The 24138-nt window shown below is 71.6% G+C and carries 19 protein-coding genes; 12 read left to right on the top strand and 7 right to left on the bottom strand.

Annotated features, from left to right (window positions below; genetic code table 11):
• The first annotated feature begins 7 nt into the window (after positions 1 to 7).
• Both ACGF3A_RS15655 and ACGF3A_RS15650 read left to right on the top strand, forming a co-directional pair.
• Positions 8 to 1477, top strand: coding sequence for a LutB/LldF family L-lactate oxidation iron-sulfur protein (locus ACGF3A_RS15655; protein WP_393730687.1), 1470 nt, complete (start codon positions 8 to 10; stop codon positions 1475 to 1477).
• On the top strand, positions 1474 to 2127 hold the full coding sequence (locus tag ACGF3A_RS15650) for a lactate utilization protein C (RefSeq protein WP_393729909.1): 654 nt from the start codon (positions 1474 to 1476) through the stop codon (positions 2125 to 2127). The genes ACGF3A_RS15655 and ACGF3A_RS15650 overlap by 4 nt, the downstream gene beginning before the upstream one ends.
• Here ACGF3A_RS15650 and ACGF3A_RS15645 read toward each other — a convergent pair.
• Entirely contained in the window at positions 2124 to 3266 is a 1143-nt protein-coding gene (locus ACGF3A_RS15645; RefSeq protein ID WP_393729907.1) for a LysR family transcriptional regulator, read from the bottom strand. The genes ACGF3A_RS15650 and ACGF3A_RS15645 overlap by 4 nt on opposite strands.
• Before the next feature lie 259 nt (positions 3267 to 3525).
• Between ACGF3A_RS15645 and ACGF3A_RS15640 the strand changes: the two genes are divergently transcribed.
• From ACGF3A_RS15640 to ACGF3A_RS15630, 3 genes are all read left to right on the top strand, one after another.
• The gene (locus ACGF3A_RS15640) at positions 3526 to 4119 is read left to right on the top strand and encodes a hypothetical protein (RefSeq protein WP_393729905.1); all 594 of its coding nucleotides are present in this window, start codon (positions 3526 to 3528) and stop codon (positions 4117 to 4119) included.
• Between the two features lie 195 nt (positions 4120 to 4314).
• Positions 4315 to 5121: an ABC transporter ATP-binding protein gene (locus ACGF3A_RS15635; RefSeq protein ID WP_393729903.1), complete on the top strand. Its 807-nt coding sequence runs from the start codon at positions 4315 to 4317 to the stop codon at positions 5119 to 5121.
• 121 nt (positions 5122 to 5242) lie between these two features.
• Positions 5243 to 6307, top strand: a complete 1065-nt coding sequence (locus ACGF3A_RS15630) for a questin oxidase family protein (protein WP_393729901.1) — start codon at positions 5243 to 5245, stop codon at positions 6305 to 6307.
• 74 nt (positions 6308 to 6381) lie between these two features.
• Here ACGF3A_RS15630 and ACGF3A_RS15625 read toward each other — a convergent pair whose 3' ends face one another.
• Positions 6382 to 6894: an O-acetyl-ADP-ribose deacetylase gene (locus ACGF3A_RS15625; RefSeq protein ID WP_393729899.1), complete on the bottom strand. Its 513-nt coding sequence runs from the start codon at positions 6892 to 6894 to the stop codon at positions 6382 to 6384.
• A 125-nt stretch (positions 6895 to 7019) separates the two neighbouring features.
• Between ACGF3A_RS15625 and ACGF3A_RS15620 the strand changes: the two genes are divergently transcribed.
• Entirely contained in the window at positions 7020 to 8312 is a 1293-nt protein-coding gene (locus ACGF3A_RS15620; RefSeq protein WP_393729897.1) for an exo-beta-N-acetylmuramidase NamZ domain-containing protein, read from the top strand.
• A 50-nt stretch (positions 8313 to 8362) separates the two neighbouring features.
• Entirely contained in the window at positions 8363 to 8737 is a 375-nt protein-coding gene (locus ACGF3A_RS15615) for a VOC family protein (protein ID WP_393729895.1), read from the top strand.
• Between the two features lie 48 nt (positions 8738 to 8785).
• Here ACGF3A_RS15615 and ACGF3A_RS15610 read toward each other — a convergent pair whose 3' ends face one another.
• Positions 8786 to 9475 (bottom strand): nuclease-related domain-containing protein, encoded by a 690-nt coding sequence (locus ACGF3A_RS15610; RefSeq protein WP_393729893.1) that lies wholly within the window; start codon positions 9473 to 9475, stop codon positions 8786 to 8788.
• Positions 9476 to 9516: 41 nt separating this feature from the next.
• The gene (locus ACGF3A_RS15605) at positions 9517 to 11421 is read right to left on the bottom strand and encodes an ABC transporter ATP-binding protein (RefSeq protein WP_393729891.1); all 1905 of its coding nucleotides are present in this window, start codon (positions 11419 to 11421) and stop codon (positions 9517 to 9519) included.
• Positions 11422 to 11466: 45 nt separating this feature from the next.
• Here ACGF3A_RS15605 and ACGF3A_RS15600 point away from each other — a divergent pair, with 45 nt between their 5' ends.
• Both ACGF3A_RS15600 and ACGF3A_RS15595 read left to right on the top strand, forming a co-directional pair.
• Entirely contained in the window at positions 11467 to 11976 is a 510-nt protein-coding gene (locus ACGF3A_RS15600) for a MarR family winged helix-turn-helix transcriptional regulator (protein WP_393729889.1), read from the top strand.
• 75 nt (positions 11977 to 12051) lie between these two features.
• A complete protein-coding gene (locus tag ACGF3A_RS15595) occupies positions 12052 to 15024 on the top strand; it encodes an FAD-binding and (Fe-S)-binding domain-containing protein (protein ID WP_393729887.1) in 2973 nt (990 codons plus the stop codon).
• A 132-nt stretch (positions 15025 to 15156) separates the two neighbouring features.
• Here ACGF3A_RS15595 and ACGF3A_RS15590 read toward each other — a convergent pair whose 3' ends face one another.
• Positions 15157 to 16524 carry an alpha-amylase family protein gene (locus ACGF3A_RS15590; protein ID WP_393729885.1) on the bottom strand — a complete coding sequence of 456 codons (1368 nt, stop codon included), beginning with the start codon at positions 16522 to 16524 and terminating at the stop codon, positions 15157 to 15159.
• A 328-nt stretch (positions 16525 to 16852) separates the two neighbouring features.
• Between ACGF3A_RS15590 and ACGF3A_RS15585 the strand changes: the two genes are divergently transcribed.
• A complete protein-coding gene (locus tag ACGF3A_RS15585; protein ID WP_393729883.1) occupies positions 16853 to 18265 on the top strand; it encodes a Gfo/Idh/MocA family protein in 1413 nt (470 codons plus the stop codon).
• Between the two features lie 34 nt (positions 18266 to 18299).
• Here ACGF3A_RS15585 and ACGF3A_RS15580 read toward each other — a convergent pair whose 3' ends face one another.
• Positions 18300 to 19010 (bottom strand): L,D-transpeptidase family protein, encoded by a 711-nt coding sequence (locus ACGF3A_RS15580; RefSeq protein WP_393729881.1) that lies wholly within the window; start codon positions 19008 to 19010, stop codon positions 18300 to 18302.
• 176 nt (positions 19011 to 19186) lie between these two features.
• On the opposite strand from ACGF3A_RS15580, the gene ACGF3A_RS15575 reads away from it, so the two are divergent.
• Together ACGF3A_RS15575 and ACGF3A_RS15570 are read left to right on the top strand one after the other, a co-directional pair.
• On the top strand, positions 19187 to 21163 hold the full coding sequence (locus tag ACGF3A_RS15575) for an ABC transporter transmembrane domain-containing protein (RefSeq protein ID WP_393729879.1): 1977 nt from the start codon (positions 19187 to 19189) through the stop codon (positions 21161 to 21163).
• Positions 21160 to 22950, top strand: coding sequence for an ABC transporter ATP-binding protein (locus ACGF3A_RS15570; RefSeq protein ID WP_393729877.1), 1791 nt, complete (start codon positions 21160 to 21162; stop codon positions 22948 to 22950). Before ACGF3A_RS15575 ends, ACGF3A_RS15570 begins: the two co-directional genes overlap by 4 nt.
• Before the next feature lie 247 nt (positions 22951 to 23197).
• Here ACGF3A_RS15570 and ACGF3A_RS15565 read toward each other — a convergent pair whose 3' ends face one another.
• The gene (locus ACGF3A_RS15565; RefSeq protein ID WP_393730685.1) at positions 23198 to 23995 is read right to left on the bottom strand and encodes a metal-dependent hydrolase; all 798 of its coding nucleotides are present in this window, start codon (positions 23993 to 23995) and stop codon (positions 23198 to 23200) included.
• Between the last annotated feature and the right edge of the window lie 143 nt (positions 23996 to 24138).

The following is a 24138-nucleotide window of genomic DNA, read 5'->3' as shown; positions in this document are numbered from 1 at the left end:
TCTGGGCATGCCGCCCTTCCCCGAGGCGGCCGGGAAATCGGTCCAGGACGGCCAGTTGCGCAGCAACCTGCGGCACGCCACCCACACCATCCGGGACAAGCGGGCCGCCGCCGTCGCCGAACTGGACGACTGGGCGGAGCTGCGCACGGCGGGCGCGGAGATCAAGGACCGTACGCTGCGCCATCTCGACCACTATCTGGAGCGGGTGGAGGAGGCCGTGACCGCGGCGGGCGGCACGGTGCACTGGGCCGCCGACGCGGCGGAGGCGAACCGTATCGTCACCGGTCTCGTCCGCGAGACGGGCGAGACGGAGGTCGTGAAGGTCAAGTCGATGGCGACCCAGGAGATCGGGCTCAACGAGGCGCTGGAGAGCGCGGGGATCTCCGCCTACGAGACCGACCTGGCGGAGCTCATCGTGCAGCTCGGTGACGACCATCCGTCGCACATCCTCGTTCCGGCCATCCACCGCAACAGGGAGCAGATCCGCGAGATCTTCCGCGAGCGGATGGGGCGCTGGGGACGGCCGGCTCCCGAGAACCTGTCGGACAGTCCCGCGGAGCTGGCGGAGGCGGCGCGGCTGCATCTGCGCGAGAAGTTCCTGCGGGCCAAGGTCGGCATCTCCGGGGCGAACTTCATGGTCGCCGAGACGGGCACCCTGGTGGTGGTCGAGTCCGAGGGCAACGGGCGGATGTGCCTCACCCTTCCGGAGACGCTGATCTCGGTCGTCGGCATCGAGAAGGTCGTGCCGTCCTGGCAGGACCTGGAGGTCTTCCTCCAGCTGCTGCCGCGTTCCTCCACGGCCGAGCGGATGAACCCGTACACCTCCACCTGGACGGGGACGACGGACGAGGACGGGCCGCGCGACTTCCATCTGGTGCTGCTCGACAACGGCCGTACGGACACGCTCGCCGACCAGGTGGGCCGCCAGGCGCTGCGCTGCATCCGGTGCTCCGCCTGTCTGAACGTCTGCCCCGTCTACGAGCGCGCGGGCGGGCACGCCTACGGCTCGCCGTATCCGGGACCGATCGGTGCCATCCTCACGCCGCAGCTCGACGGGATGGGCAGCGAACTGGACGCCTCGCTGCCCTACGCCTCGTCCCTGTGCGGCGCCTGTTACGAGGTGTGCCCCGTCGCCATCGACATCCCGGAGATCCTGGTGCGGCTGCGCGAACGGGTCGTGGAGGGCGGGCCCGCGACCGTACGGGGCGAACGGGTCGTGCTCAGGCCCGCACGGGGCCACGCCGCCGAACGCGCGGCCATGCGCGCCGTCTCCTGGACCTTCGACCGTCCCGCCGTGCTCCGTACGGGCGAGCGGCTGGCGTCGCGCGCACGGCGCCTCGTGCCCCGGCGGCTGCCGGGCCCGGGCAGCGCCTGGACGGAGACCAGAGACATCCCGGAGCTGCCCCCGGAGCCGTTCCGCGACTGGTGGCGCCGTACCCGGGGCGGACCGGACGGCCGTGAAGGAGGCGGAAGATGAGTCAGCGGGACCTCGTCCTCGGGCGCGTACGGCGTGCCCTGGCGGACGTACCGCGCGAGGAGCGCCCCGAGGCGGTGCCGGTCGCGCGGGACTATCTGCGGGAGCACGGTGACCGTACGCCGGAACAGACGGTGCGGCTGCTGGCCGTCCATCTGGCCGATTACCGGGCCGCGGTGCACCACTGCGACGAGGACGGAGTGGCGGCGAAGGTCGCGGAACTGCTGTCCGCGCGCGGGGCACGCCGGGTGGTCGCGCCCCCGGGCGTGCCCGCCGGGTGGCTGCCGGAGGGGATCGAGCACGTCCCGGACGCGCCGGAGCTGACGGCGCGTGACCTGGACGCGGTCGACAGCGTCGTGACGGGGTGCGCGGTCGCCGTCGCGGAGACCGGCACCCTCGTCCTCGACGCGTCGCCCGACCAGGGCCGCCGGCTGATCACGCTCGTACCCGACCACCATGTGTGCGTGGTGCGGGTTCCCGGCCAGGTGGTCGCGTCCGTGCCGGAGGCCCTGGAACGGCTCGACCCGGCCAGGCCCCAGACCTGGATCTCGGGCCCGTCCGCGACGAGCGACATCGAACTCGACCGCGTCGAGGGCGTGCATGGTCCGCGCGCCCTCGACGTGATCCTGGCCGGGCCGTACGGAGACGGCTAGCGGGGGGCGAAGCCCGCCCGCACGGGGGATGCCGTCCCGGTGACGCTCCTTCCTGCGGCGGGCGCGAGCGTGCCCGGTCCGCCGTCCGCGCGGCCGACGCCCGCCCGGTTCTCGACCGACCGGCCCTCGTTCCCGCGTCCTTCGGCCGCCGGGCCGCGGGGACGTGCGTCCCGTGGCTCGGCGTTCCGCCGGGCGAGCGAGTTCCACAGCATGCTGGCCGGGTGGCCGGGGTCCCGCGTCTCGGGCTCGCCACGGCGCCTGAAGGCCCCTACGAGGACGCGCTGGGGCGGCCCGAGGTCCTCCAGCAGCCGCAGCGTGCGAAGCCCTCTCGCCTCCGGCAGGAGCCCTTCGGCGACGGCCTCCCCGAGCCCCTGGGTCACCAGCATGCTCGCGCGGAGCACCCCGGAGGCCAGCAGCTCGAAGCCGTAGTGGGCCGTGTCGATCTCCGCCGCGATCCACATCCGCCGCCGGAAGTCGGGGCCGAACCAGCCCCGCAGCGCGTCCGGGATGATGCCGTCGGCCGAGACGACCAGCGGCATCGACGCCAGCGCGCGCACGCTGACCGGCATGTCGGGCAGTTCGCTCTCGGCGGCGTTGGTCACCAGGGCCAGGCCGCTGCGGCGCCACTCCATCACCTCGACGCCCTCGAAGCGCGCGTCCCCGGCAGCCCCCGCGACTGCCGACGTGAGCACACTTCCGCAGACCAGATCGAGTTCACGCGATCTGAGCTTGCTCAAGAGGCTTCTGGTGCGGACGTGTTCCACGCGAAGCTGCACGCCCTCTTGCGTTAAACGGTCCCTGACCTGTTCCACCGCGTCCAGGAGATAGCCCAGCGTGTAGCGGGTGGAGCCGACGGAGAGCGTACGGCCGCTGCGCAGCCGTGCCGCGTCCAGTTCGGCGCGCCATTCGCCGAGCGTGCTCCGGGCGAGCCGGGCGAGCGCCTCGCCGGTGGCCGTGAACATCACGCGCTCGCCTCTCCCCCGCTTGTGCAGGAGCGGCTCGCCGCAGTGCTCTCCCAGATTACGGTTCATCGTGTCCAGTTGCTTCTGCACACTGGACTGTTCGCGACCGAGAAGACGAGCGGCGGCGAGCGCCGTCCCCTCCTCGTGCACGGCGAGCAGTGTGCGCAACTGGTCCATGGTGGTGTCAAGCAGTCCCGCCGGGTATAGAGCACCTACGGGTTCCTGTGTCGTACGGGGCACGGGCATAGGCCCATCTCACTCTCTGTCTCCTCGGTGTGCCGGGGCCCCGCAGCCTAACTCCCGCACGCTGTCCGTGCGTTCACTGGGAATGTTCTACAGATTTCTTCCAGGAAACGGTAGTTCGCGTCGCAATACCCGTGGAAGGGTCTTGCCCATCGCACATCCCCCCTCCCTTTCCGTCAAGGAGACTCCGCACGTGAGCTACCCACAGGCCGCCCCGATGCCGGGCGCCCCGTACCCGGTCCCCCCGCCGGGTCGCGCGGCGTCCCGGATCAGGAAACCGGGGATCCTGGCCGCTCTGCCGATCGTGACCGCACTGGCCGCTCTGTCCGGTGCGATCGGCTCCTTCCTGGTGTTCTCGGGCGGCAAGGACATCGCCGACGAGAACGTGCGCAACGCCGTGGACTCCAACCCGGAGGCCGTCGGCCTCCAGGCCGGTGTGACCTCGGCCGACATCAAGGAGCTCGCCGGCGGTCCCATCTGGGACTCGGTGGTCACCGAGTGGCAGGGCACGATGGAGGCCCGCGCGATCATCGCCATGGTGTTCGGCGTCGGGCTGCTGCTCTTCGCCCTGTTCGTGCGCAAGGCCGCTGTCTGGTCCCGCGTGATGATCACCATCGTGGCGCTCCTGTCCGCCGCCTTCCCCCACCTGCTGGTCCTCAGCGACGCGCCCCCCACCAGTCTCAGGGTGACCAGCACAGGAGCCATCCTCCTCGGGCTCGTCGCCCTCGTCATGTGCTGGCTCCCGCCAGTCAACCGGTACCGCAGGGAGAGCCGCGCCTCCGTCTGATCACGGGGGTCGGACGGCCCGCGCTCTTCCTCTCCACCGAACGTGCCCCCTGCGGTCCCCCTGGCAGGGGGCACGTTCACGTTCCGGACACTCCGGCAGGACCGTGCACCGTACAGCTAGCCTGACCGTCCCAGCGGCCAGCCGCGTCAGGACGCCGGTGGCCGCGTCGCACGAGGACGCGCCGGGAGGCACCGCATGCAAGACCCTTCGCCCCGCTACGTGACCGCCCTGGAGGGCGTCGGCGTCCGCCGCATCACGACGGACCAGGTCATCCTCGACGAGGTCGACTGGTCCGTGCGCGCGGGTGAGCACTGGGCACTCCTGGGGGCGAACGGCGCGGGCAAGACGACCCTCCTGCGCCTCATCGGGGCGACCATGCACCCCACGACCGGCACCGTGGAGGTGCTCGGCAAGCGTCTCGGCCGGGTCGACGTGCGCGAGCTGCGCGCCGTCCTGGGCCATGTGTCCACCTCCCAGCGGGTCCCGCAGGACGCCACCGCGCACACGGTCGTCCTGACGGGCGCGACGGGCACGGTGCAGCCTCTTTGGAAGAAGTACGACGCCGCGACGCGGGAGCTGGCCCACGAGCTGCTGGCAGAACTCGACTGCAAGGAGTTCGCCGACCGCCCCTTCGGCGTGTGCTCCGGAGGCCAGCGGGCGAGGGTGCTCATCGCCCGCGCGCTGATGCCCTCCCCGTCGCTCCTGCTGCTCGACGAGCCGTTCAACGCGCTGGACCTGCCCTCCCGCGAGGACCTGATCGACGCGCTCGACCGGCTGGCCGTCGCCCGGCCCGAGCTGGCGACCGTCACGGTCACCCACCATCTGGAGGAGCTGCCGCCGAGCATCACCCACGCCCTGCTGCTCAGGGAGGGCAGGGTGCAGGCGAGCGGCCCTGTGCGCGAGGTGCTGACCGGGGAGCGCATGACGCACTGCTTCGGGCGTCCCATCGAGGTGACGTCCCAGGACGGCCGCTGGCTCGCCCGCTCCGGCCGCCGCGCCTGAACGGGCTCGTCCGGGCCGGGCCTAGGCGGGGTAGGCCGCGGGTCCTAGGCCGCGAAGACCCGGGGCGGCTCGTGCCGTGGACCGTTCCGGGCCCCTGTCGTCCCCGCCTAGCGTGCCGTCCATGGACACGACAGGGACGCTCGACGAAGCGCTGGAACGACTGCACCGCACCGGCCCCGAGCTGGAGGGCTGGCTCACCAACCACGCCCCCATGGCCGTCGAGGCGCTGGTGCGGCACGGACAGGCCAGAACCGTGCACCGCTGGCTCGACCGTTACCAGGACAAGCTGGAGGACATGCCCGCGGCCACCGGGCCCGTCACCGAGGACAACTGGCGCGAACACCTGGGCGACCCCCGCAAGCTGACGGACTGGGCGCTCTTCTTCACCCGGCAGGTCGAGGAGCGTCCCTGGCGCGACGTGCTCGCCGAATGGTGGCCCCGTCTGCTGCCGGGCATCTCCGGCGCGGCCACCCACCCGGTCATCCGTACGGGACACGCCGTACGGACCCTCCTGAGCGAGGAAGAGGCGCGGGGCGGCGCCTCGACGGAGCCCCGCCGGGCCGAGCTGGGGCACGCGCTCGGCTACTGGGCCGCGCGGCACCTCACGCTCTCCGGCATCCGGGAACTCCCCGTCCCGCGGTCGGCGGCGGCCGGTCTGGACGCGGTGCCGCTCGTCGCGGACCAGAGCGGGGGCATCGTGGCACGCCTCGAACGGATCACCGGCCTGCCCGCGCGGCCCGGCGCGCAGGACCTCGACGCCGCGGCGGCGGAGGCCGAGGTGGCCGAGGTCGTGCGCGCGGCGACGCTCCGGTACGCGACGCACGCGCACGGCTCGCCGGTCATGCTCGTCCACGCCGCCACGGCGCCGAACGGCGTGCTGCGCACACTGCCCGCTCTGCCGCCCGAACTGTGGGGCCCGAGCCTGGACGCCGCCTGGACCGTCAGCGCCGCCGTGACGGCCGTCTACGGCCCCCGTGAGGCCGCTCCGGCGCCCGACCCGGGACAGGCGGCGCCGGAGGAGATCTTCGAGCGCGCGGTCGCCCACGGCGACGAGCACGTCATCAAGCTCGCGGACACCGCGCTGGACGTCGCGGAGTGGAGCGGCCGGAACGGCGACGACGAGGGCCGCAGCAGGGCTCTGTCGGCGGCTCTGCGCTCGGTGGAGCTGACGGAGCCGCTGTTCTGACGGGGCGCCAGGGGCACCAGGCGGTGCCAGGGGCGCCGAGGGCGCAGGGCCGCCCGGTTCCCCGCGCCGAGCCCTCAGAGCGCGGCGGCGAAGGCGTCGTAGGCGCGCTTGTCGAAGAGGACGAACCGCAGTTCGGCGAAGCCCTCGCCCTCCTCGCGCAGCGTGCCGACCGCGATCCGGGCGGCGTCCTCCACGGGCCAGCGGAAGACGCCCGTGGAGATGGCCGGGAACGCGACCGTACGGGCGCCGAGCTCCCGGGCGACGCGCAGGGACTCGCGGTGGCAGGAGGCGAGGAGCGCCGAGCGGTCCTCGTCGGGCTGCCAGACGGGGCCGACCGTGTGGACGACCCAGCGCGCGGGCAGCTTCCCCGCGGTCGTCGGGACGGCGTGCCCCACCGGCAGGCCGCCGCCGTAGCGCGAGGCACGCAGGCTGCGGCACTCGGCCAGGATGTCCGAACCGCCCTTGCGGTGGATCGCGCCGTCGACTCCGCCGCCGCCCAGCAGGGAGGAATTGGCCGCGTTCACCACGGCGTCGACGTCCTGCTCGGTGATGTCGCCCTGGACCAGGGTGATGTTCGGATTCGGCATACGGTCATCCTGTCAGCGGCGCGTGTCGGTGCGCATGCTCATTGGCTCGTGCGCGCACCCTGGTCGCCACCGTCACGTTCGGGTTAGCTTGCCCAGCCCTCCCTCTTCCGGAAGGACGGTCCGTCATGGCCAGCGCTCCCTCCCGCCGTTCCCTCATGGCAGGCGGCACAGCCGCCGCTCTCGCCGCCCCGCTGCTCACCGCCGGCGCCGCGAGCGCGGCTCCGCCGGGAGGGCACGGTTCGGCGCACACCGTCGTCCCCGGCGCCGATGTCGCCGCCTCACGGGGGTGGCGCATGCTGCGGGGCCGCAAGGTCGGCGTCGTCAGCAACCCGACCGGCATCCTGCGCGACGCGAGCCATGTGGTCGACTCGATGGCCGCGCGGGACGAGCTGAACATCGTCGGGGTCTTCGGCCCCGAGCACGGATTCCGGGGCAGCGCCCAGGCGGGCGAGTCGGAGCCGGAGTTCGAGGACCCGCGCACGGGCCTGACCGTGTACGACGCGTACGGCGCCGACGCGAAGAAGATGGCCGCCCTGTTCCGCAAGGCCGGGGCGGACACCATCGTCTTCGACATCCAGGACGTGGGCGTGCGGTTCTACACGTACATCTGGACGATGTTCCACGCGATGGTCGCCGCGCGGGACACGGGCGCCCGGTTCCTCGTGCTGGACAGACCCAACCCCATCGGCCGCAGAGCGGACGGTCCGCTGCTGACGCCGGAGTTCTCCTCGGGCGTCGGGCTCAAGCCGATCATCCAGCAGCACGGCATGACCGTCGGCGAGATGGCACGCTATTTCAACGGTGAACTCCTCCCGCAGGAGGGCGACGGCGGGAAGGCCGAGCTGGAGGTCGTCCCGGTGCGCGGCTGGGACCCGTCCTCGACGGCCCAGAGCACCGGGCTGCCGTGGGTGCCGCCCTCGCCCAACATGCCGACGCCGGACACGGCGACCGCGTACGCGGGCACGGGCTACTTCGAAGGCACCAACCTGTCCGAGGGACGTGGCACCACCCAGCCGTTCCAGTTCATCGGGGCGCCCTATCTGGACTACCGCTACAGCGACCGGCTCAACGCGCAGAGGCTTCCGGGCGTGCGCTTCCGGGAGGGCTACTTCGTCCCGACGTTCAGCAAGTACACGGGCAAGACCTGTGCGGGCGTGCAGCTCCTGGTGACCGATCCCGCGCGGTACGAGGCGGTTCCCACGGCCGTCGCCATGCTGGTGGAGGCCCGTAAGTACGACGGCTTCGCCTGGCGCAAGGACCAGGATCCGCGGCCGTACTGGATCGACAAGCTCTCGGGCTCGCCCCGGCTGCGGGAGATGATCGACGACGGCAAGGACACGGCCGCCGTCACCGCCGCGTGGCGCTCCGAGGTGCGCGCCTTCACCCGGAAGCGGCGCCCGTACCTGCTGTACGGCTGAGGTACCGGCGAGATCCGGCTGAGGCGGCCCGGCCGGGCTAGGCTCCGGCTATGGCCGCACGATTCAAGGACCTCGTCATGGACGCCGTCGACCACCAGTCGCTGGCCGACTGGTGGTGCGCCGCGCTGGGCTACGAGCGGCGCCAGCCCCCGGCCGGCTACGCCGAACGCCCTCAGGAGTGGCCCGTGCCCATCTTCGACCCCGCCGGAGCGGGGCCGCTCATCTGGTTCAACCCGGTGACCGAGCCGAAGACGGTCAAGAACCGCATGCACCTGGACGTCTTCGGGAACACCGCCGAACTGGTCGCCCTGGGGGCGACGTTGGTGCGCCGCCGGGACGAGAAGATCGCCTGGGACATCATGTCCGACCCGGAGGGGAACGAGTTCTGCGTCTTCGACCCGAAGCCGCGCGGCGTCCACCGCTAGCCATTCCGGCGCGTCCGTCCCCTCCGGTTCACAGGCTGGCCCTCCGGTTCACAGACGGGTCCAGGTGCGCCTGTCGCGCGCGACGGCGTAGACCGCCTCGATCTCCGGCGGCTTCCATACGGCCACACCCTCCCCCAGCCGGGTCACCTCCCCCTCCCGCATCACCCGGACGCTGCCCGCCTCGGGTGTGACAGTGATCCGCGAGACGGCCGCGAAGACCAGTACCGGCTGGGCCTCGACCATGACGTCGCAGCCGCGGCTGAGAGCCAGGGACGCCGCCTGCGCCTCGCGCCGTGCCAGCCGTACGTACGGCTCGTGGCGCCGCCGCCCGACACGGACCGAATCGTGCCCCACTCGGACGTGTGCGCGCCTGTGGTGCTCCGTGCGGAGAGTGAACACCCCGCCCGGGCCGATCAGCAGGTGGGAGATGACAGAGTGCGAGGGGAGCGGGATCGCGTGCAGGACCCTCCATCCGCCCCCGGTCATCGACTCCAGCGCGTCCCCCACTTCTTGCTGTCCGGCGAGCTGTCCGCGCCATACGGCCGCCTGGTCGGTCCGCCCCGTCAGCCGTGCGGCCCACACGCGCGGGGCGCCCGGGGACCCGGCATGCGCCTCGTAAGAGGCGAGACGGGCGTGCAGGTGCTCGCCGGGCCGGTTCGGCGCCAGGTCGTCGTCCGGATGGAGCCACAACGGGCCGCCGCCGTGCGGCCATTCATGAGCACTGCCGTACTTGTCCATGACGCCACCCCCTGGAACCTCGTTCCTTCCTCCAGGATCCGTCAGAGCGGTGACGAGGTCGAGCCGATGGCGCGGACTGCGACAGCGGGGGCTTCTGTGGTCTGCGCGTCCCTCCGGACGAGTGCGGCGTACCGCCCGTCGGCGGCGAGCAGTTCGTCATGGGTGCCGCGTTCGACGACGCGTCCCTGGTCGAGGACGACGATCTGGTCCGCGTCGCGGACCGTGGACAGACGGTGCGCGATGGTCAGGGTGGTGCGCCCCTCCGAGAGTGCGTCGACCGCCTGCTGCACGGCCCGTTCGGTACGGGTGTCGAGCGCGCTGGTCGCCTCGTCGAGGATGAGCACGGGCGGGTCGCGCAGGATGGTCCGCGCGAGCGCCAGGCGCTGCTTCTCGCCGCCGGAGAAGCGGTAGCCGCGTTCACCGACGACCGTGTCGTAGCCGTCCGGCAGGGCGGCGATCTGGTCGTGTATCTGGGCGGCCCGTGCGGCCTCGCGCAGCTCCTCGTCGGTCGCTTCGGGCTTGGCGAAGCGCAGGTTGTCGGCGACGGTGGCGTGGAACAGGTAGGTCTCCTGGGAGACCACGCCGACCGCGCGCGAGAGGGACGCGAAGTCCAGGTCCCGCACGTCCACCCCGTCCAGGGTGACGCGTCCGTCGGTGACGTCGTACAGCCGTGGCACCAGATAGCTCAGGGTGCTCTTCCCGGATCCGGTCGCGCCGACGACGGCCAGGCTGGTGCCCGCCGGGACAGTCAGGTCGATGTCCCGCAGGGTGGCGCCCGGCTCGTTCCCGTCGTAGGAGAAGCCGACCTTCTCGAAGCGGACCTCCCCCTTGGCCTTCGGCAGGGTGACCGGGTGCTCGGGCTCCGTGATGTCGACCGGGAGGTCGAGGTACTCGAAGATCCGCTGGAAGAGCGCCAGGGACGTCTGCATCTCCACACCGGTGCTCAGCAGCGAGACGGTCGGCCGCAGCAGCCCCTGCTGCAGGGTGACGAACGCGACCAGGGTGCCGATGGAGAACGCGGGCCCGCCGAAATGGACGAGCATTCCCGCCGTCCAGTACAGGAGCGCCGGAATGGCGGCCATCACGATGCCGATGGTCGACATGCGCCAGCGTCCCGCCATGCTGGAGCGGATCTCCAGGTCGGCCAGGCGCTCGGACTCGTCGGCGAAGCTCCTGGTGAGCGAGTCGGCGCGGCCCATGGTGCGGCCGAGCAGGATGCCGCTGACGGACAGCGACTCGGTGACGATCGCCGACATGGAGGCCATCTGCTTCTGACGCTCCGTGGTGATCCTCTTGCGCTCGCGTCCGACACGGCGGCTCACCCACACGAAGAAGGGCAGCAGGAGCAGCGAGGCCACCGTGAGCCGCCAGTCGAGCGCGAGCATGGCGACGATGGTCGCGATCACGCTGGTGAGGTTGGAGACCAGGGAGGTCGCGGTGGAGGTGACGGTGGCCTGCATGCCGCCGATGTCGTTGGCGATCCGCGACTGGACCTCGCCGGTGCGCGTACGGGTGAAGAACGCGAGCGGCATCCGCTGGAGCTTCCCGTAGACGCTGGTGCGCAGGTCGTGCATGACGCGCTGGCCCACGGTGGTGCTGATGAGCGTCTGGAGGACGCCGAAGACGCTGGTCATGACCGCCGTCGCGATCATGCCGAGGGCGAGCAGGCTCAGCAGTCCGGTGCGCTGCCGCGGGATGGCGACGTCGAGGATCTCGCGCAGCAGGAACGGCGAGGCGACCGAGACGAGCGAGGACGCGGCGACCAGGAGGCCCACGGTGACCAGCCGGGCGCGGTACGGGCGGAACAGGCGGAGGATGCGACGGATCCGCACGGGCTGCTCGGGGGCCAGCGGGTCCTTGGGCGACGGCTTCCAGCCGGGTGATTCAGGGCGCAAGGGGCTCCTTGGGGGTTCGGGTGGGCTCACTCTGACAAGAGCATAGTTCATTGTTACCTATACTCACAATGAACTATGTCCTGATACGCTGCCGCCATGACGCACCGCCCCTCCGGCGAGTCGGCCGGAGACCTCGCCGACCAGCTCCTGCGGCTCACCAAGCGGCTGAACCACGCGCACCGGCAGAGCTTCGCGCCCGTCGGCGTGACGCCCGCACAGGCCCGCCTGCTGCGCGTCACGGGGCACAGCCCGGAGCCCCCGCGCATGGCCGACCTCGCCGAGCGGCTCGGCGTCGTGCCCCGGCAGGTGACCAGCCTGGTCGACGCGCTGGAGGAGCGTTCCCTGGTCCGCCGCGTCCCCGACACGGCCAACCGCCGGGTGACCCGCATCGAGCTGACCGAGGGCGGCAGAGAGGCCCTCCAGGAGCTGCGGCAGGCCCGCCGATCCGCCGCCGAGGACCTCCTGGCCCCCCTCTCGCACGGCCAGCGCGAGGAGCTGAGCACGCTGCTGGCGCTCCTCGACACCGGCGGGCACGGCAAGCACTCCGGCTGCGGCCCCGCCGGGAAGTCCTCCGACCGCGGCCCTGCCGGGGAGCCCAGGACCTGACAGAGCGCCCTCTCACGTGCGGAACTAGCATGTAGCGCACATCAACTCCCGCCTCCCGTGCGCCCAGGAGATGCCATGCCCCTGCTCGAACCCCAGCCTGGCGCCCTGCGTCCCCACCCTTCGGCGGGTCACACGCCCTCCGGCGACCGCGTCCCGGACTCCCGCGCCCTCGGCACGCCGCAGCCCCTCCGCGGCGACCTGGAGCGGCTCCTGGGCCCCGGGAAGGTGCTCTGGAAGGTCTCGGACCTGGTGCGCTACGCGTCCGACGCCAGCCCCTACCGCTTCGTGCCGCAGGTCGTGGTGCTGGCCGAGGACCTGGACGACGTCTCGGCGGTGCTCTCCTACGCGCGCGGGAACGGCCGCGACGTCGTCTTCCGCGCGGCGGGCACCTCGCTCAACGGGCAGGCCCAGGGCGAGGACATCCTCGTGGACGTCCGCCAGCACTGGGTGGGCACGGAGGTGCTGGACGACGAGGGCAGGCGGATGCGGATCCTGCCCGGCACCACCGTCTTCCGGGCGAACGCCGCGCTGGCGCCGTACGGGCGGCTCCTCGGCCCCGATCCGGCGAGCGCGATCGCCTGCACCGTCGGCGGCGTGGTCGCGAACAACGCGTCCGGCATGACGGCGGGCACCACCCGCAACTCGTACCGTACGGTCGTCTCGCTCACGGCCGTACTGCCGAGCGGCACCGTGGTGGACACGGCCGAACCGGACGCCGACGAGAACCTGGTGCACGCCGAACCCGCGCTGTGCGAGGGGCTGATGGCGCTCAAGGGGGAGATCGAGTCCGACCCGGAGCTCGTCGCCCGCATCCGCGCCAAGTACGAGCTGAAGAACACCAACGGCTACCGGCTGGACGCCTTCCTCGACGGGGACTCCCCCGTGAGCATCCTGCGCGGCCTCATGGTGGGGTCGGAAGGGACGCTGGGTTTCCTCTCCGAGGTGGTCTTCGACACCCTTCCGCTGAACAGGTTCACCTCCACAGGACTGCTCTTCTTCCCCTCCCTCTCGGCGGCGGCCGCCGCGGTGCCCCGGTTCAACGAGGCGGGTGCCCTCTCCGTCGAGCTGATGGACGGCAACACGCTCCGTGCCTCCGTCAGCGTGCAGGGCGTCCCCCAGGACTGGGCGGAGCTGCCCAAGGAGACGACGGCCCTCCTGGTCGAATTCCGCTCCCCCGACGAGGAGGCACGCGAGGAGAGCGAACGGGCCGCCCGTGAGGTGGTGTCCGGGCTCGAACTGGTCGCGCCCGTTCCCTCCGTGACGAACGAGTTCACCAGGGACGCCGGGACCATCGCCTCGTACTGGAAGGCCCGTAAGGCGTTCGTCACGGCCGTGGGCGGCTCCCGCCCGTCCGGGACGACGCTGATCACGGAGGACTTCGCCGTACCGCCCTCGCGGCTCGCCGAGGCGTGCGAGGCCCTGCTCGAACTCCAGGAGCGGCACGGCTTCGACGCGGCCGTGGCGGGCCACGCCGCCCACGGGAACCTGCACTTCCTGCTGGCCTTCGACGCCGCCCTCCCGGAGGACGTCGACCGGTACGCGGCCTTCATGGACGACTTCTGCCGCCTGACGGTGGAGCGCTTCGACGGCTCGCTCAAGGCGGAGCACGCCACAGGGCGGAACATCGCGCCCTTCCTGGAGCTGGAGTGGGGCGAGAGAGCCACCGAGCTCATGTGGCGGATCAAGCGGTTGTTCGACCCGGAAGGGGTGCTCGCCCCGCGCGTGGTCCTGGACCGTGACCCCAAGGCGCACCTGCGCGGCCTGAAGTCCATCCCGAAGGTCGAAGCTGTCGCCGACCCGTGCATCGAGTGCGGCTTCTGCGAACCGACCTGCCCCAGCGAGGACCTGACCACGACGCCGCGCCAGCGCATCGTGCTGCGCCGCGAGATGATGCGCCAGGCACCCGCCTCGCCGGTCAACGACAACCTGCTGGACTCCTACGGCTACGACGCGGTCGACACCTGCGCCGGCGACTCCACCTGCAAGATCGCCTGCCCCGTCGGCATCGACACCGGCGCGATGATGAAGGACTTCCGCCACGCCCGCCACTCGGGGCGCGAGGAGCGCGCGGCGGCACGCGTGGCGAAGAACTTCGCCACGGTGGAACGTTCCGCGCGCCTCGCCGTCGCCGCGGCCGACCAGGTGCGCAAGAGGCTGCGCGGCCGGAACGGCGACCTGGGCGACCGTCTGCTGGAGAAGGCCACCGCGGGCGTGCGCAAGGCCGTACGGCCCGACCTCGTACCGGAGTGGCTGCCGGAAATCCCGGGGGCCGCCGCCAAACGGCTCCCCGCGACGGACAGGGCGAGTGCGGCGGCCGTCTACTACCCCGCCTGCGTCAACCGCATCTTCGGCGACCCGGAGGGCCACGAGGGCCCCTCGCTCCCGGAGGCCATGGTCATCGTCTCGGCCCGCGCGGGACGTCCCGTATGGATCCCGGAGGACGTCACAGGCACCTGCTGCGCGACCATCTGGCACTCCAAGGGCTACGACTCGGGCAACGCCCTGATGGCCAACCGGATCGTGGAGGCCGCGTGGCGCTGGACGGACGGAGGGGAACTGCCCCTCGTCGTGGACGCCTCGTCCTGCACACTGGGGATCGCCCACGAAGTGGTGCCCTATCTGACACCGGCCAACGCCAAGCTGCACGACCGTCTGACAGTGGTCGACTCACTGGTCTGGGCGGCCGACGAACTGCTGCCGCACCTGACGGTGGAGCACCGCATCGAGTCGGCGGTCCTTCATCCCACCTGTTCCATGCAGCACCTGGGCGACGAGGACCATCTGAAGCGGGTCGCGGAAGCGTGCGCCGAGGAGGTCGTCGTCCCGCTCGACGCGGGCTGCTGCGCCTTCGCGGGCGACCGGGGAATGCTGCACAAGGAGCTCACCCTGTCGGCGACGGCAAGAGAGGCCGCCGAGGTGAACGCGCGCCCGTACGACGCGTACCTGTCCGCCAACCGCACCTGCGAGATCGGCATGGACTTCGCGACGGGCGGCCCCGGATACCGCTCGGTCGTGCTGGAGCTGGAGCGGGCCACCCGCCCCCGATAGACGCACACGCGCGCACGGGGGCGGGTGGGCCGCACGGGGGCGGGTGGGCCGCACGGGGGCGGGTGGCCCTGAGAAGAGCTCCAGGCGGCCTGGGGAGGCCGCGGGCGGCCCGGCGGTCCCGGAGCTCCGCCGTCAGGCCTTCGCGTCCACGTGGAGCGCGACAGCGCCCTTCCCGGGCACCTTCAGCTCGGCCGTGCCGTCCCCGGACACCTCGACCTTCTCCGCGCAGTCGCCCGACTCGCCGGACGCGACGTTGCAGTAGGAGCCCGCGGGGAGCGAGGTCTTGAAGGACTTCGCGAGTTCGCCGTCACCGTTGTTGACGGCGACGAAGCCCTTGTCGCCCCGGCTGAACGCGACCGCCGAGCCCTCCGACCACCAGTCGGTCAGCTCCGCGTCGCCGACCGCGTTGCGGAAGCCGACCATGCCGGTGATCTGCGGCTTGGCGTGGGTGTTGGTCCAGCCCGAGTCACCGCTCGGCGGACCGGCGTCGTTGGAGCTGAACTCGTATCCCGAGTACACGTTGGGCGAGCCGTACGGATGGGCCAGCAGGAAGACGTTGGCCAGGGTGTAGGTGGCACCGTCCTTGTAGGTGAGCGTCGACCCGTTCCGTTCGGTGTCCCAGTTGTCGACGAACGTACGGGCGGAGCCGCCGCCCAGCTTGCCGTCGCCGACGTTCTGGAGCGAGCCCAGGTCTCCGCCCTGGAACGCGCTCTTGACGTGGTGTCCGTAGCGGAACTCGTCGACGTCGCCGACGCCCGTGTACTCGTCGGGCTGGACGGCCTCGCCCGCGCCGTAGATCACCTCGCTGACCCAGTACCCGGGGTCCTGGGTCATCTTGGCCTTGATGCCCTCGATGTCCTTGGCCGCCATGTGCTTGGCCGCGTCGATACGGAAGCCCGCGACGCCCATGGAGCGCAGGTCGTCGAGGTACTTGGCGATGGTCGTCTGCACCGCCTCGCTGCCCGTGTCGAGGTCGGAGAGACCGACGAGCTCGCAGGTCTGGACGTTCTCACGGTTGCCGTAGTCCGTGATGTCCTTCCGGCAGCCGTGGAAGTCGCCGTCCTGGAAGGTGTCCGGGTAGTTGTACTTGGAGTACGCGGTGCCGCCGGTTCCGGTGCCCGAGCCGGAACTCATGTGGTTGATGACCGCGTCGGCGATGACCTTGACCCCGGCCTCGTCGCAGGTCTTGACCATGCTCTCGAAGTCGGCCCGGCTGCCCAGCCGTCCTGCGATCTTGTAGCTGACGGGCTGGTACGAGGTCCACCACTGGTCGCCCTGGATGTGCTCGGTGGCCGGGGAGACCTCGACGTAGCCGTAACCTGCGGGGCCGAGCGTACTGGTGCACTCCTTGGCCACCGAGGTGAACGGCCTCTCGAAGAGCGTGGCGGTGACGGACTTCTCGCCGGGCGGCGCGGCCTGGGACTGCCAGGGAGCGACGGCCGTCAGGGCTCCGGCCGCCAGCACTCCTGCCGTGCTCGCCGCGAGCAGGCGTTTTCTCATGGTGTGCGGCTCCTTCGTCGTACGGGCACAGGGGCATGCCCGGGGGAAGGCAGCCACGCGCCTGGGCCGCCGTGGGGGGATACGGCAGCGAGCCTGCCCCGACAACGTGGACACGTCAAGAGATGAAGCAAGGGTTTCCAGCTTCTTGCTGCAAGATTTTGCGGCCACAAGAGTCCAAGTCTCCTCGCGAAGAGTCCAAGTCCGCCCTCTTGCGCACCACTGGCCTCAACCACGAGGGTCCTGCACGGAGTTGACGTTTCTGGCGCTCAGACGAACGACTTCAGACATAAGACATGCAGAAATCTCACACCGAGCCGCGGGAGGCCCCATGAACGACCCAGGATTCAGCCGCCGTTCCGTCCTTCGAACTGCGGGCGCGGCAGGCGCGGGACTAGGCATCGGGGCGCTCGGCACCGGCACGGGCGCGGCGGCCGGACAGGACACGGCAGCGGCCGCGGCGGCGGACGGCAGCGCGCCCGCCGCTCCCCCGCGCCAGGGCGAGACGATGATCGGCGTGCCCTTCGAGGGACGGAGCACCGTCCGGGTCGGCATCATCGGCCTGGGCCAGCGCGGCGGCAGCATGATCGACCTCTTCCTCGCCCTCAAGGGCGTGCGCGTGGTCGCGCTCTGCGACCCGGTGCGCGAAAAGGCGGAGAAGGCCGCGAAGAAGGTCACCGAGGCGGGCCAGCCCGCTCCCACCCTCTACACCAAGGGCGACCACGACTTCGAGAAGCTGTGCACCCGCGGCGACCTCGACTTCGTCTACGTCGCGACCCCCTGGGACTGGCACTACGCGATGGCCAAGGCCGCGCTCAAGGGCGGCAAGCACGTCGGCGTCGAGTGTCCGCTCGCACTGGAGCTCAAGCAGCTCTGGGAGCTGGTGGACCTCTCCGAACGGCACCGGAAGCACTGCATGCAGCTGGAGAACTGCGCGTACGGGCAGAACGAGATGCGCGTCCTGCGCATGGCCCACGAGGGCCTCTTCGGCGACCTGCTGCACAGCGCCGGCGCGTACATCCACGACCTGCGCGAGCTGATGTTCGACCCCGAGTACTACGAGGGTCCGTGGCGCCGCAAGTGGCACACCCGCCTCAAGGGCGACCTCTACCCCAACCACGGCTTCGGGCCCGCCTCGAACTACATGGACGTCAACCGCGGCGACCGTGCCGTACGGATCACCACGTTCGGCTCCCCCGCGCTCGGCCTCGCCGCCTACCGCAAGGAGCACATGCCGCCGGGTGACGAGAGCTGGAAGGAGACGTACATAAGTAGCGACATGTCGATAAGTCTCGTCCAGACCGCCAAGGGCCGCGTGATCCGCCTGGAGCACAACGTCTCCAACCCGCACCCCTACGACCGGCTCAACATCCTGGCGGGCACCAAGGGCGTCTTCGAGGACTACCCGCCCCGCATCTACCTGGAGCCGGAGATGTCCGGCCACGAGTGGGGCGACTTCGACAAGTACAAGGACTTCGACCACTGGCTCTGGAAGGAGCACGCCAACCCGCCGGGCGGACACGGCGGCATGGACTACATCATGCTGTTCCGGCTGATGCAGTGCATGCAACTGGGCCTGGTCCCCGACTTCGACGTCTACGACGCGGCGACCTGGACCGCGCCCGTACCGCTGAGCCACGCCTCGATCAAGGCGAACGGCATGCCGCAGGAGATCCCCGACTTCACGCGCGGGCTGTGGAAGAAGGAGCGCGGCGGCATCGACTCGGAGAAGCCGAAGGGCTGACCCGCGCGGGCGCGAGGCGGCGCGCGAGTCAGCTTCAGCTCTCCAGCGCCGCCTTGTCGCCCATCGCCACCACGGGGTGCTTCTTCGGATCGAGGGTGCGCAGCAGCTTCTCCATCCCGGCCTTGGAGACGCTGACGCACCCCGAGGTGCCGCTGCCGTGATCCCGGTGCAGCCAGATGCTTCCGCCCTTGGCCTTGCCCTGGGGACGGGTCGGGTCGAGCGGTGAGGTGCCCTTGACGCGGTTGTAGTCAACCGCGATCACGTAGTCGAAGTCATGACGCGTCTTTTTCGGCCAATACGTGGGCGGGGTGAAGGCCGAGCTGTGGGAGTACGGCAGCTTGGCCCCCGGGTCGGCCAGCACCCCTCCCGCGTCGGTCAGCGTGAACACGCCCACGGGGCTGCGCTTGTCGCCCTCCCTGTGGCTCTTCGTCCACCCCTTCTTGCCGTTGTGCGCGCGCCAGCTCGCGGTCTGGGACCACTTCTCGCCGTGCTTCTCGTAGAGCCGCACGGTCGCGTCCGGCGAGTTCACCCCCTCGCCCCGTACGGTCACCGCCTGGGTGCTGTTCCCGGGGATCCTCGCCTGGAGGCGGTCGCCGACGCCGGGCACGCGTGTCGGGTCCTGGGAGGGGGACGCCTGCTTCTCCGACGGCTTGGCGCGCGCCTCGGCCCGCTGCCCCGCCGAGTCACCGTCGCCGCCGCCACAGCCCGCCAGCAGGAGGGCGAGGGCCGTCGCGCCCGCTGCCATGGCCGCCGCCCCTGCCCTGCCCCGCGTCCGCTCAGTCCCAGGTATGCGCATGCCCTCCATGGTCGCATTGACCTGATGTCCCACGCCGTATGGGAAAACCCGTTGATTTTCGGCCCTTCTGGCAGCAGCCTTTCTCCGGGCCACTCCGCCCGAACACCGAACTGACCTGGGACGTCATGCAGATTCGCGATCTTCCGTATCCCGATCCGGGTGTCCCTGACACACGCTCGGGCTTCCGGCTGCTCCTGTGGCTCGGCCGGAGCCAGCTCGGAGGCCAGGGCAAGGCCCTCGGCTGGGGGCTGATGCACCTGGTGTCCGCCGCGTCGCTCCCCGTCGCCACCGGCCTCGCCGTGGACGCGGTGGTGGCGGAGTCGGGCGGGAAGCTGGCGACGGCGGGCGGAGTCATGGCACTGCTCGCGATCACGGTGACCCTCGGTGACACGATGCTCCACAGGGTCGCCGTCACCAACTGGATCACCGCGTCCGCCCGCGTCCAGCAGCTCCTCGCCCGCCGCGCCTCCGAGCTCGGCGCCACGCTGACCCGCCGCGTCGCCGCCGGTGAGGTCGTCGCCGTCTCCACGGGGGACATCGAGAAGATCGGCTGGTGCGTCGAGTCGGCCTCCCGCTTCAGCGCGGCGCTGCTCACCACGCTGGCCGTCTGCGGCGGCCTGATGATCTACCAGCCCGCCCTGGGCCTGCTCGTCGGGCTCGGCATGGTGGTCCTGGCGCTGGCCGTGCTGCCGCTGCTGCCGAAGGCCACGGGGCGCGCGGACTTCCAGCGCGAGAAGGCGGGCCGCGCCACCGAACTGGCCGCCGACACCGTCGCGGGGCTCCGTGTGCTGCGCGGGATCGGCGGCGAGGAACTGTTCCTCGGCCGGTACCGCCGCGTCTCCCAGGAGGTGCGGCACGCCGCCGTACGGACGGCCCGGATGTGGGCCCTCATCGAGGCCGTGCAGGTCGCGCTGCCGGGTCTGCTGCTCCTCTGTGTGGTGTGGTTCGGCGCGAACATGGCCCTCGACGGCCGCATCGCGGTCGGCGAGCTGGTCACGGTCTACGGCGCGGTCATGTTCCTCCTCTTCCCGCTCCGCCTCTTCCAGGAGTTCGCCATGGCGTACTCCTTCTCCCGCCCCTCCGCCGCCCGCGCGGCCCGCGTGCTCGCCCTCCGCCGCGAGCCCGCTGCCGATGAGGCCGCTGCCGATGAGGCAGAGGAGACGCAGGAGCCCCGGGAAGCGCAGGAGACACAGAGGGCACAGGAGGCCCAGGACGTCAGCGCAGCTGGGGCGGGTGCGGAGTCCGCAGAGGCTGCTGCGGCGGCCAAGGCGGCTGGGGAGACCACGGCGGCCCGCGAGGCCGACGGGAACCTGAAGAACGGCGGGAGCGAGCGCGAGGGCGGCCTGTACGACCCCTCGAGCGGCCTCCGTGCCCGCAACGGCGAGCTGACCGCCGTGGTGTGCGGCGACCCCGACGCGGCCGGACGCCTCGCCGAGCGTCTGGGCGGCCATCCGGCCGTACCCAGCGGCTCCGGCTCCGTGCTGCTCAACGGCATGGCTCTCGACGACCTCACCCTCGACGCCGCCCGCACCGCCGTCCTGGTCCAGGACAAGGACCCGGTCCTGCTGTCGGGCACCCTCGCCGAGCTGCTGGACGTGCCCTCGTCCGGGAAGGTCACCGTCGAGCGCGCGCTGGAGGCCGCGCAGTGCGCCGACGTGCTCACCGCGCTCACCCAGGGCAGCCCCGACGCGAAGGGCGAGCCGCTGCGTGCCCGTGTCACGGAACGGGGCCGCTCCCTCTCCGGCGGCCAGCGCCAGCGCCTCGCCCTGGCCCGCTCGCTGATCACCGACCCGGAGGTGCTGGTGCTGGACGAGCCGACCTCTGCCGTCGACTCGCACACCGAGGCCCGTATCGCCCGGGGCCTCAAGCAGCTCCGGGAGGCACGCACCACGGTCGTCCTCACCTCCAGTCCGCTGCTCCTGGACCGCGCCGACCGGGTCGTCTTCGTGCACGACGGCAGCGCGGCGGCTTCGGGCACCCACCGCGATCTGGTGCGTCGCGATCCGGCGTACCGCGCCGTCGTCACCCGTGAGCCCGAACCGGCGGTCCCGCCGCTGCGCGCCGCCCTCGCCGGGCAGCCGGAAGGAGCTGAGTCCGCGTGAAACAGAGACTTGGCGTCGCCCCTCCCGCGTACGACCCCTCCGCCCCGGAGAACGTCACGACCCTGCCGGTCGGCTCCCCCGCGACCGTGCGCGGCTATGTGCGCGAGCTGCTGCGGCGGCACCGGAAGGCGTTCGCGGCTCTGATGGCCGTCAACGCCGTCGCGGTCATCGCCTCTATGGTCGGGCCCCAGATCCTCGGCACCCTCGTCAACGACCTCTCGGAAGGCGAACGCAACCTCCATCTGGGCCGCGCCGTCGCCCTGTTCGCCGTGGCCCTCGCGATCCAGTCCGTCTTCGTCTGGCAGGTACGGCTGCGCGGCTCGATGCTCGGCGAACGCATGCTCGCCGACCTCCGGGAGGACTTCCTCGTCCGCGCCGTCGGCCTGCCGCCGAGCGTGCTGGAGCGGGCCGGGACGGGCGACCTGCTGTCCCGGATCACCACCGACATCGACCGCCTGGCCGAGGCCATGCGCCAGGCGGTGCCGCAGCTCTCGATCGGCATCGTCTGGGCAGGCCTGCTGCTGAGCGCGATGACGATCACCGCACCCCCGCTGGCGCTCTCCGTCCTGATCGCGTTGCCCGTCCTGCTGATCGGCTGCCGCTGGTACTTCCGCCGGGCTCCCCGGGCCTACCGCGCCGAGGCCGCCGGATACGCGGCCGTCGCCGCCGCCCTCGCCGAGACCGTGGACGCGGGCGGGACCGTGGAGGCCCACCGGCTCGGCGACCGGCGCGTGGCGCTCTCCGAGCGCAGGATCTCCGAGTGGACCGCCTGGGAGCGCTACACCCTCTGGCTGCGCACGATCATCTTCCCCACGATCAACATCACCAACCTGCTGGTCCTCGGCTCCGTCGTGCTGCTCGGTGGCGTCTTCGTCCTCCAGGGCTGGATCGGCGTCGGCGAACTGACCACGGGCGCCCTGCTGGCCCAGATGCTGATCGAACCCATCGGCATGATCCTGCGCTGGTACGACGAGCTCCAGGTCGCGCAGGTCTCCCTGGCCCGTCTGGTGGGCGTCCGCGAGATCGAGCCCGACGCCGGTGACGGCGAGCTGTCCCCCGAGGGCCGTGACGTACGCGCCGCGCGGGTGCGCTTCGGCTACCACCCGGACGTCGACGTGCTGCACGGGGTCACGCTCCAGGTCCCGCCCGGTACGCGCGTGGCGCTGGTCGGTCCGTCGGGCGCGGGCAAATCCACGCTCGGCCGGCTCCTCGCCGGGATCTACGGCCCGCGCAGGGGCGAGGTCACCCTGGGCGGCACCGCGCTGGCCGACATGCCCGCCGAAGAGGTCCGCCGCCATGTCGCGCTGGTCAACCAGGAGCACCACGTCTTCGTCGGCTCCCTCCGCGACAACCTCCTCCTCGCCCGTACGGACGCCACGGACGCCGAGCTGTGGGCGGCCCTGGGCGCGGTCGACGCGGACACCTGGGCCCGTGACCTGTCCACCGGACTCGACAGCGAGATCGGCTCGGGCGGGCTCGTGGTCACCCCGGCACAGGCCCAGCAGATCGCGCTGGCCCGTCTCGTGCTCGCCGACCCGCACACGCTGGTCCTGGACGAGGCGACCTCGCTCCTCGACCCCCGCGCGGCACGGCACTTGGAACGCTCGCTCGCCCAGGTGCTGGAGGGACGCACCGTCGTAGCCATCGCGCACCGCCTCCATACCGCCCACGACGCCGACGTCATCGCCGTGGTCGAGGACGGACGGATCAGCGAACTCGGCAGCCACGACGCCCTGGTGGCAGCCGACGGCCCGTACGCGGCGCTCTGGCGCTCCTGGCACGGCTGACGCGGGGGCACCCACGAGTCGTGCAGGTGGCAGTACATCTGGTGACATGGCGCTCGGTGGGAGGACGCCGGGTGGCAGAGCGCTCGGTGGGAAGGCGTTCGGCGGGGAACGCCTGGCGGCAGACCGCCGCCGGGCCGCGCTCTCGCCGCATGAGGTGGTGCGGTCGCCCCCGACTCCGCGACCGCGGAGGTCGCGGTGAGCACGTCCGGCGCCGGGCGCTCCCGCGCCGAGCGGTACGTCCCGGGAGTCAGCCCCCTATGAAGCCGAGCGCCACCAGGCTCCCGGCGCCGCCGAGCAGCATGAAGGCGGGCATCAGCACGTTGTTCTCCACCCAGGCGCCCGCCCTGAAGCGCATGAAGCGGGGGGTGCCCAGCGGGTACCAGCGCTTGCCCGCGATGGGGATGGGCCACAGGACCGGGCAGCCGGAGACCGTGAGCGCGTCGCCGATGTTGTGCACCATCGCGCCGAGCACGATGGGCAGCCCCAGCCACATGTACTCCTGGCCGTCCCCGGTGAACAGCCAGTCCGAACCGTTCCCCGGCTTGTCCAGGACGCCCGCGAGGATCCACGCGCTGGCCGCGCCGAGCAGCCAGACCAGCACGTCGCTGGAGACCCGGGCCATCCGCCACAGCAGCCCCTCGACCGCGAGCACCATGTGGATGAAGAGGATCACGAGCACCGCCCACCGGTCCCAGATCACCGCCGCGGCCGAGAAACCGACACCGATGAAGATCGCCCAGATCCAGGTGTGGGTGAGCGTGCGGTGACCGCCCGCGCGGCGTCGCTCGCCGCGGGCCCTCGTGCCGTTGTAGACAGCCGTGGAGAGCTTGTCTATCACCCCGCACAGCGCGTGGGAGAGCGGGCCGAAGGCACGGGAGATCGTCGCGGACTTCTGGTCCAGATCGGGCGCCAGCGCCGCTCCGGCGCAGATGAGCGCGCCGACGACCACCACGGGCCAGGGCATCGGATGGTCCGCCGCCGCGGCCGCGGCCCCCACACCGAGCCATGCGGCGGCCCCCGACAGTGAGTGCGCCGGTCCCATCATGCGTATCCCCGCCCCGATCTCGTGATGCTCGCTGCGCTCGCCGTGCACGGCCTGGCCGTGCCCCGCCCCTGCCGACTGACGCCCCGTCGGCAACACAGCGTAGCGTCCGATGATCACCACGGACCCACCGGTTCCCGGATCCG

The organism is Streptomyces sp. NPDC048172 (assembly GCF_043202595.1).
Taxonomy (GTDB): domain Bacteria; phylum Actinomycetota; class Actinomycetes; order Streptomycetales; family Streptomycetaceae; genus Streptomyces.
Note: the sequence above shows the minus strand (reverse complement) of the source record. Positions and strands in the feature narration are given on the sequence as shown.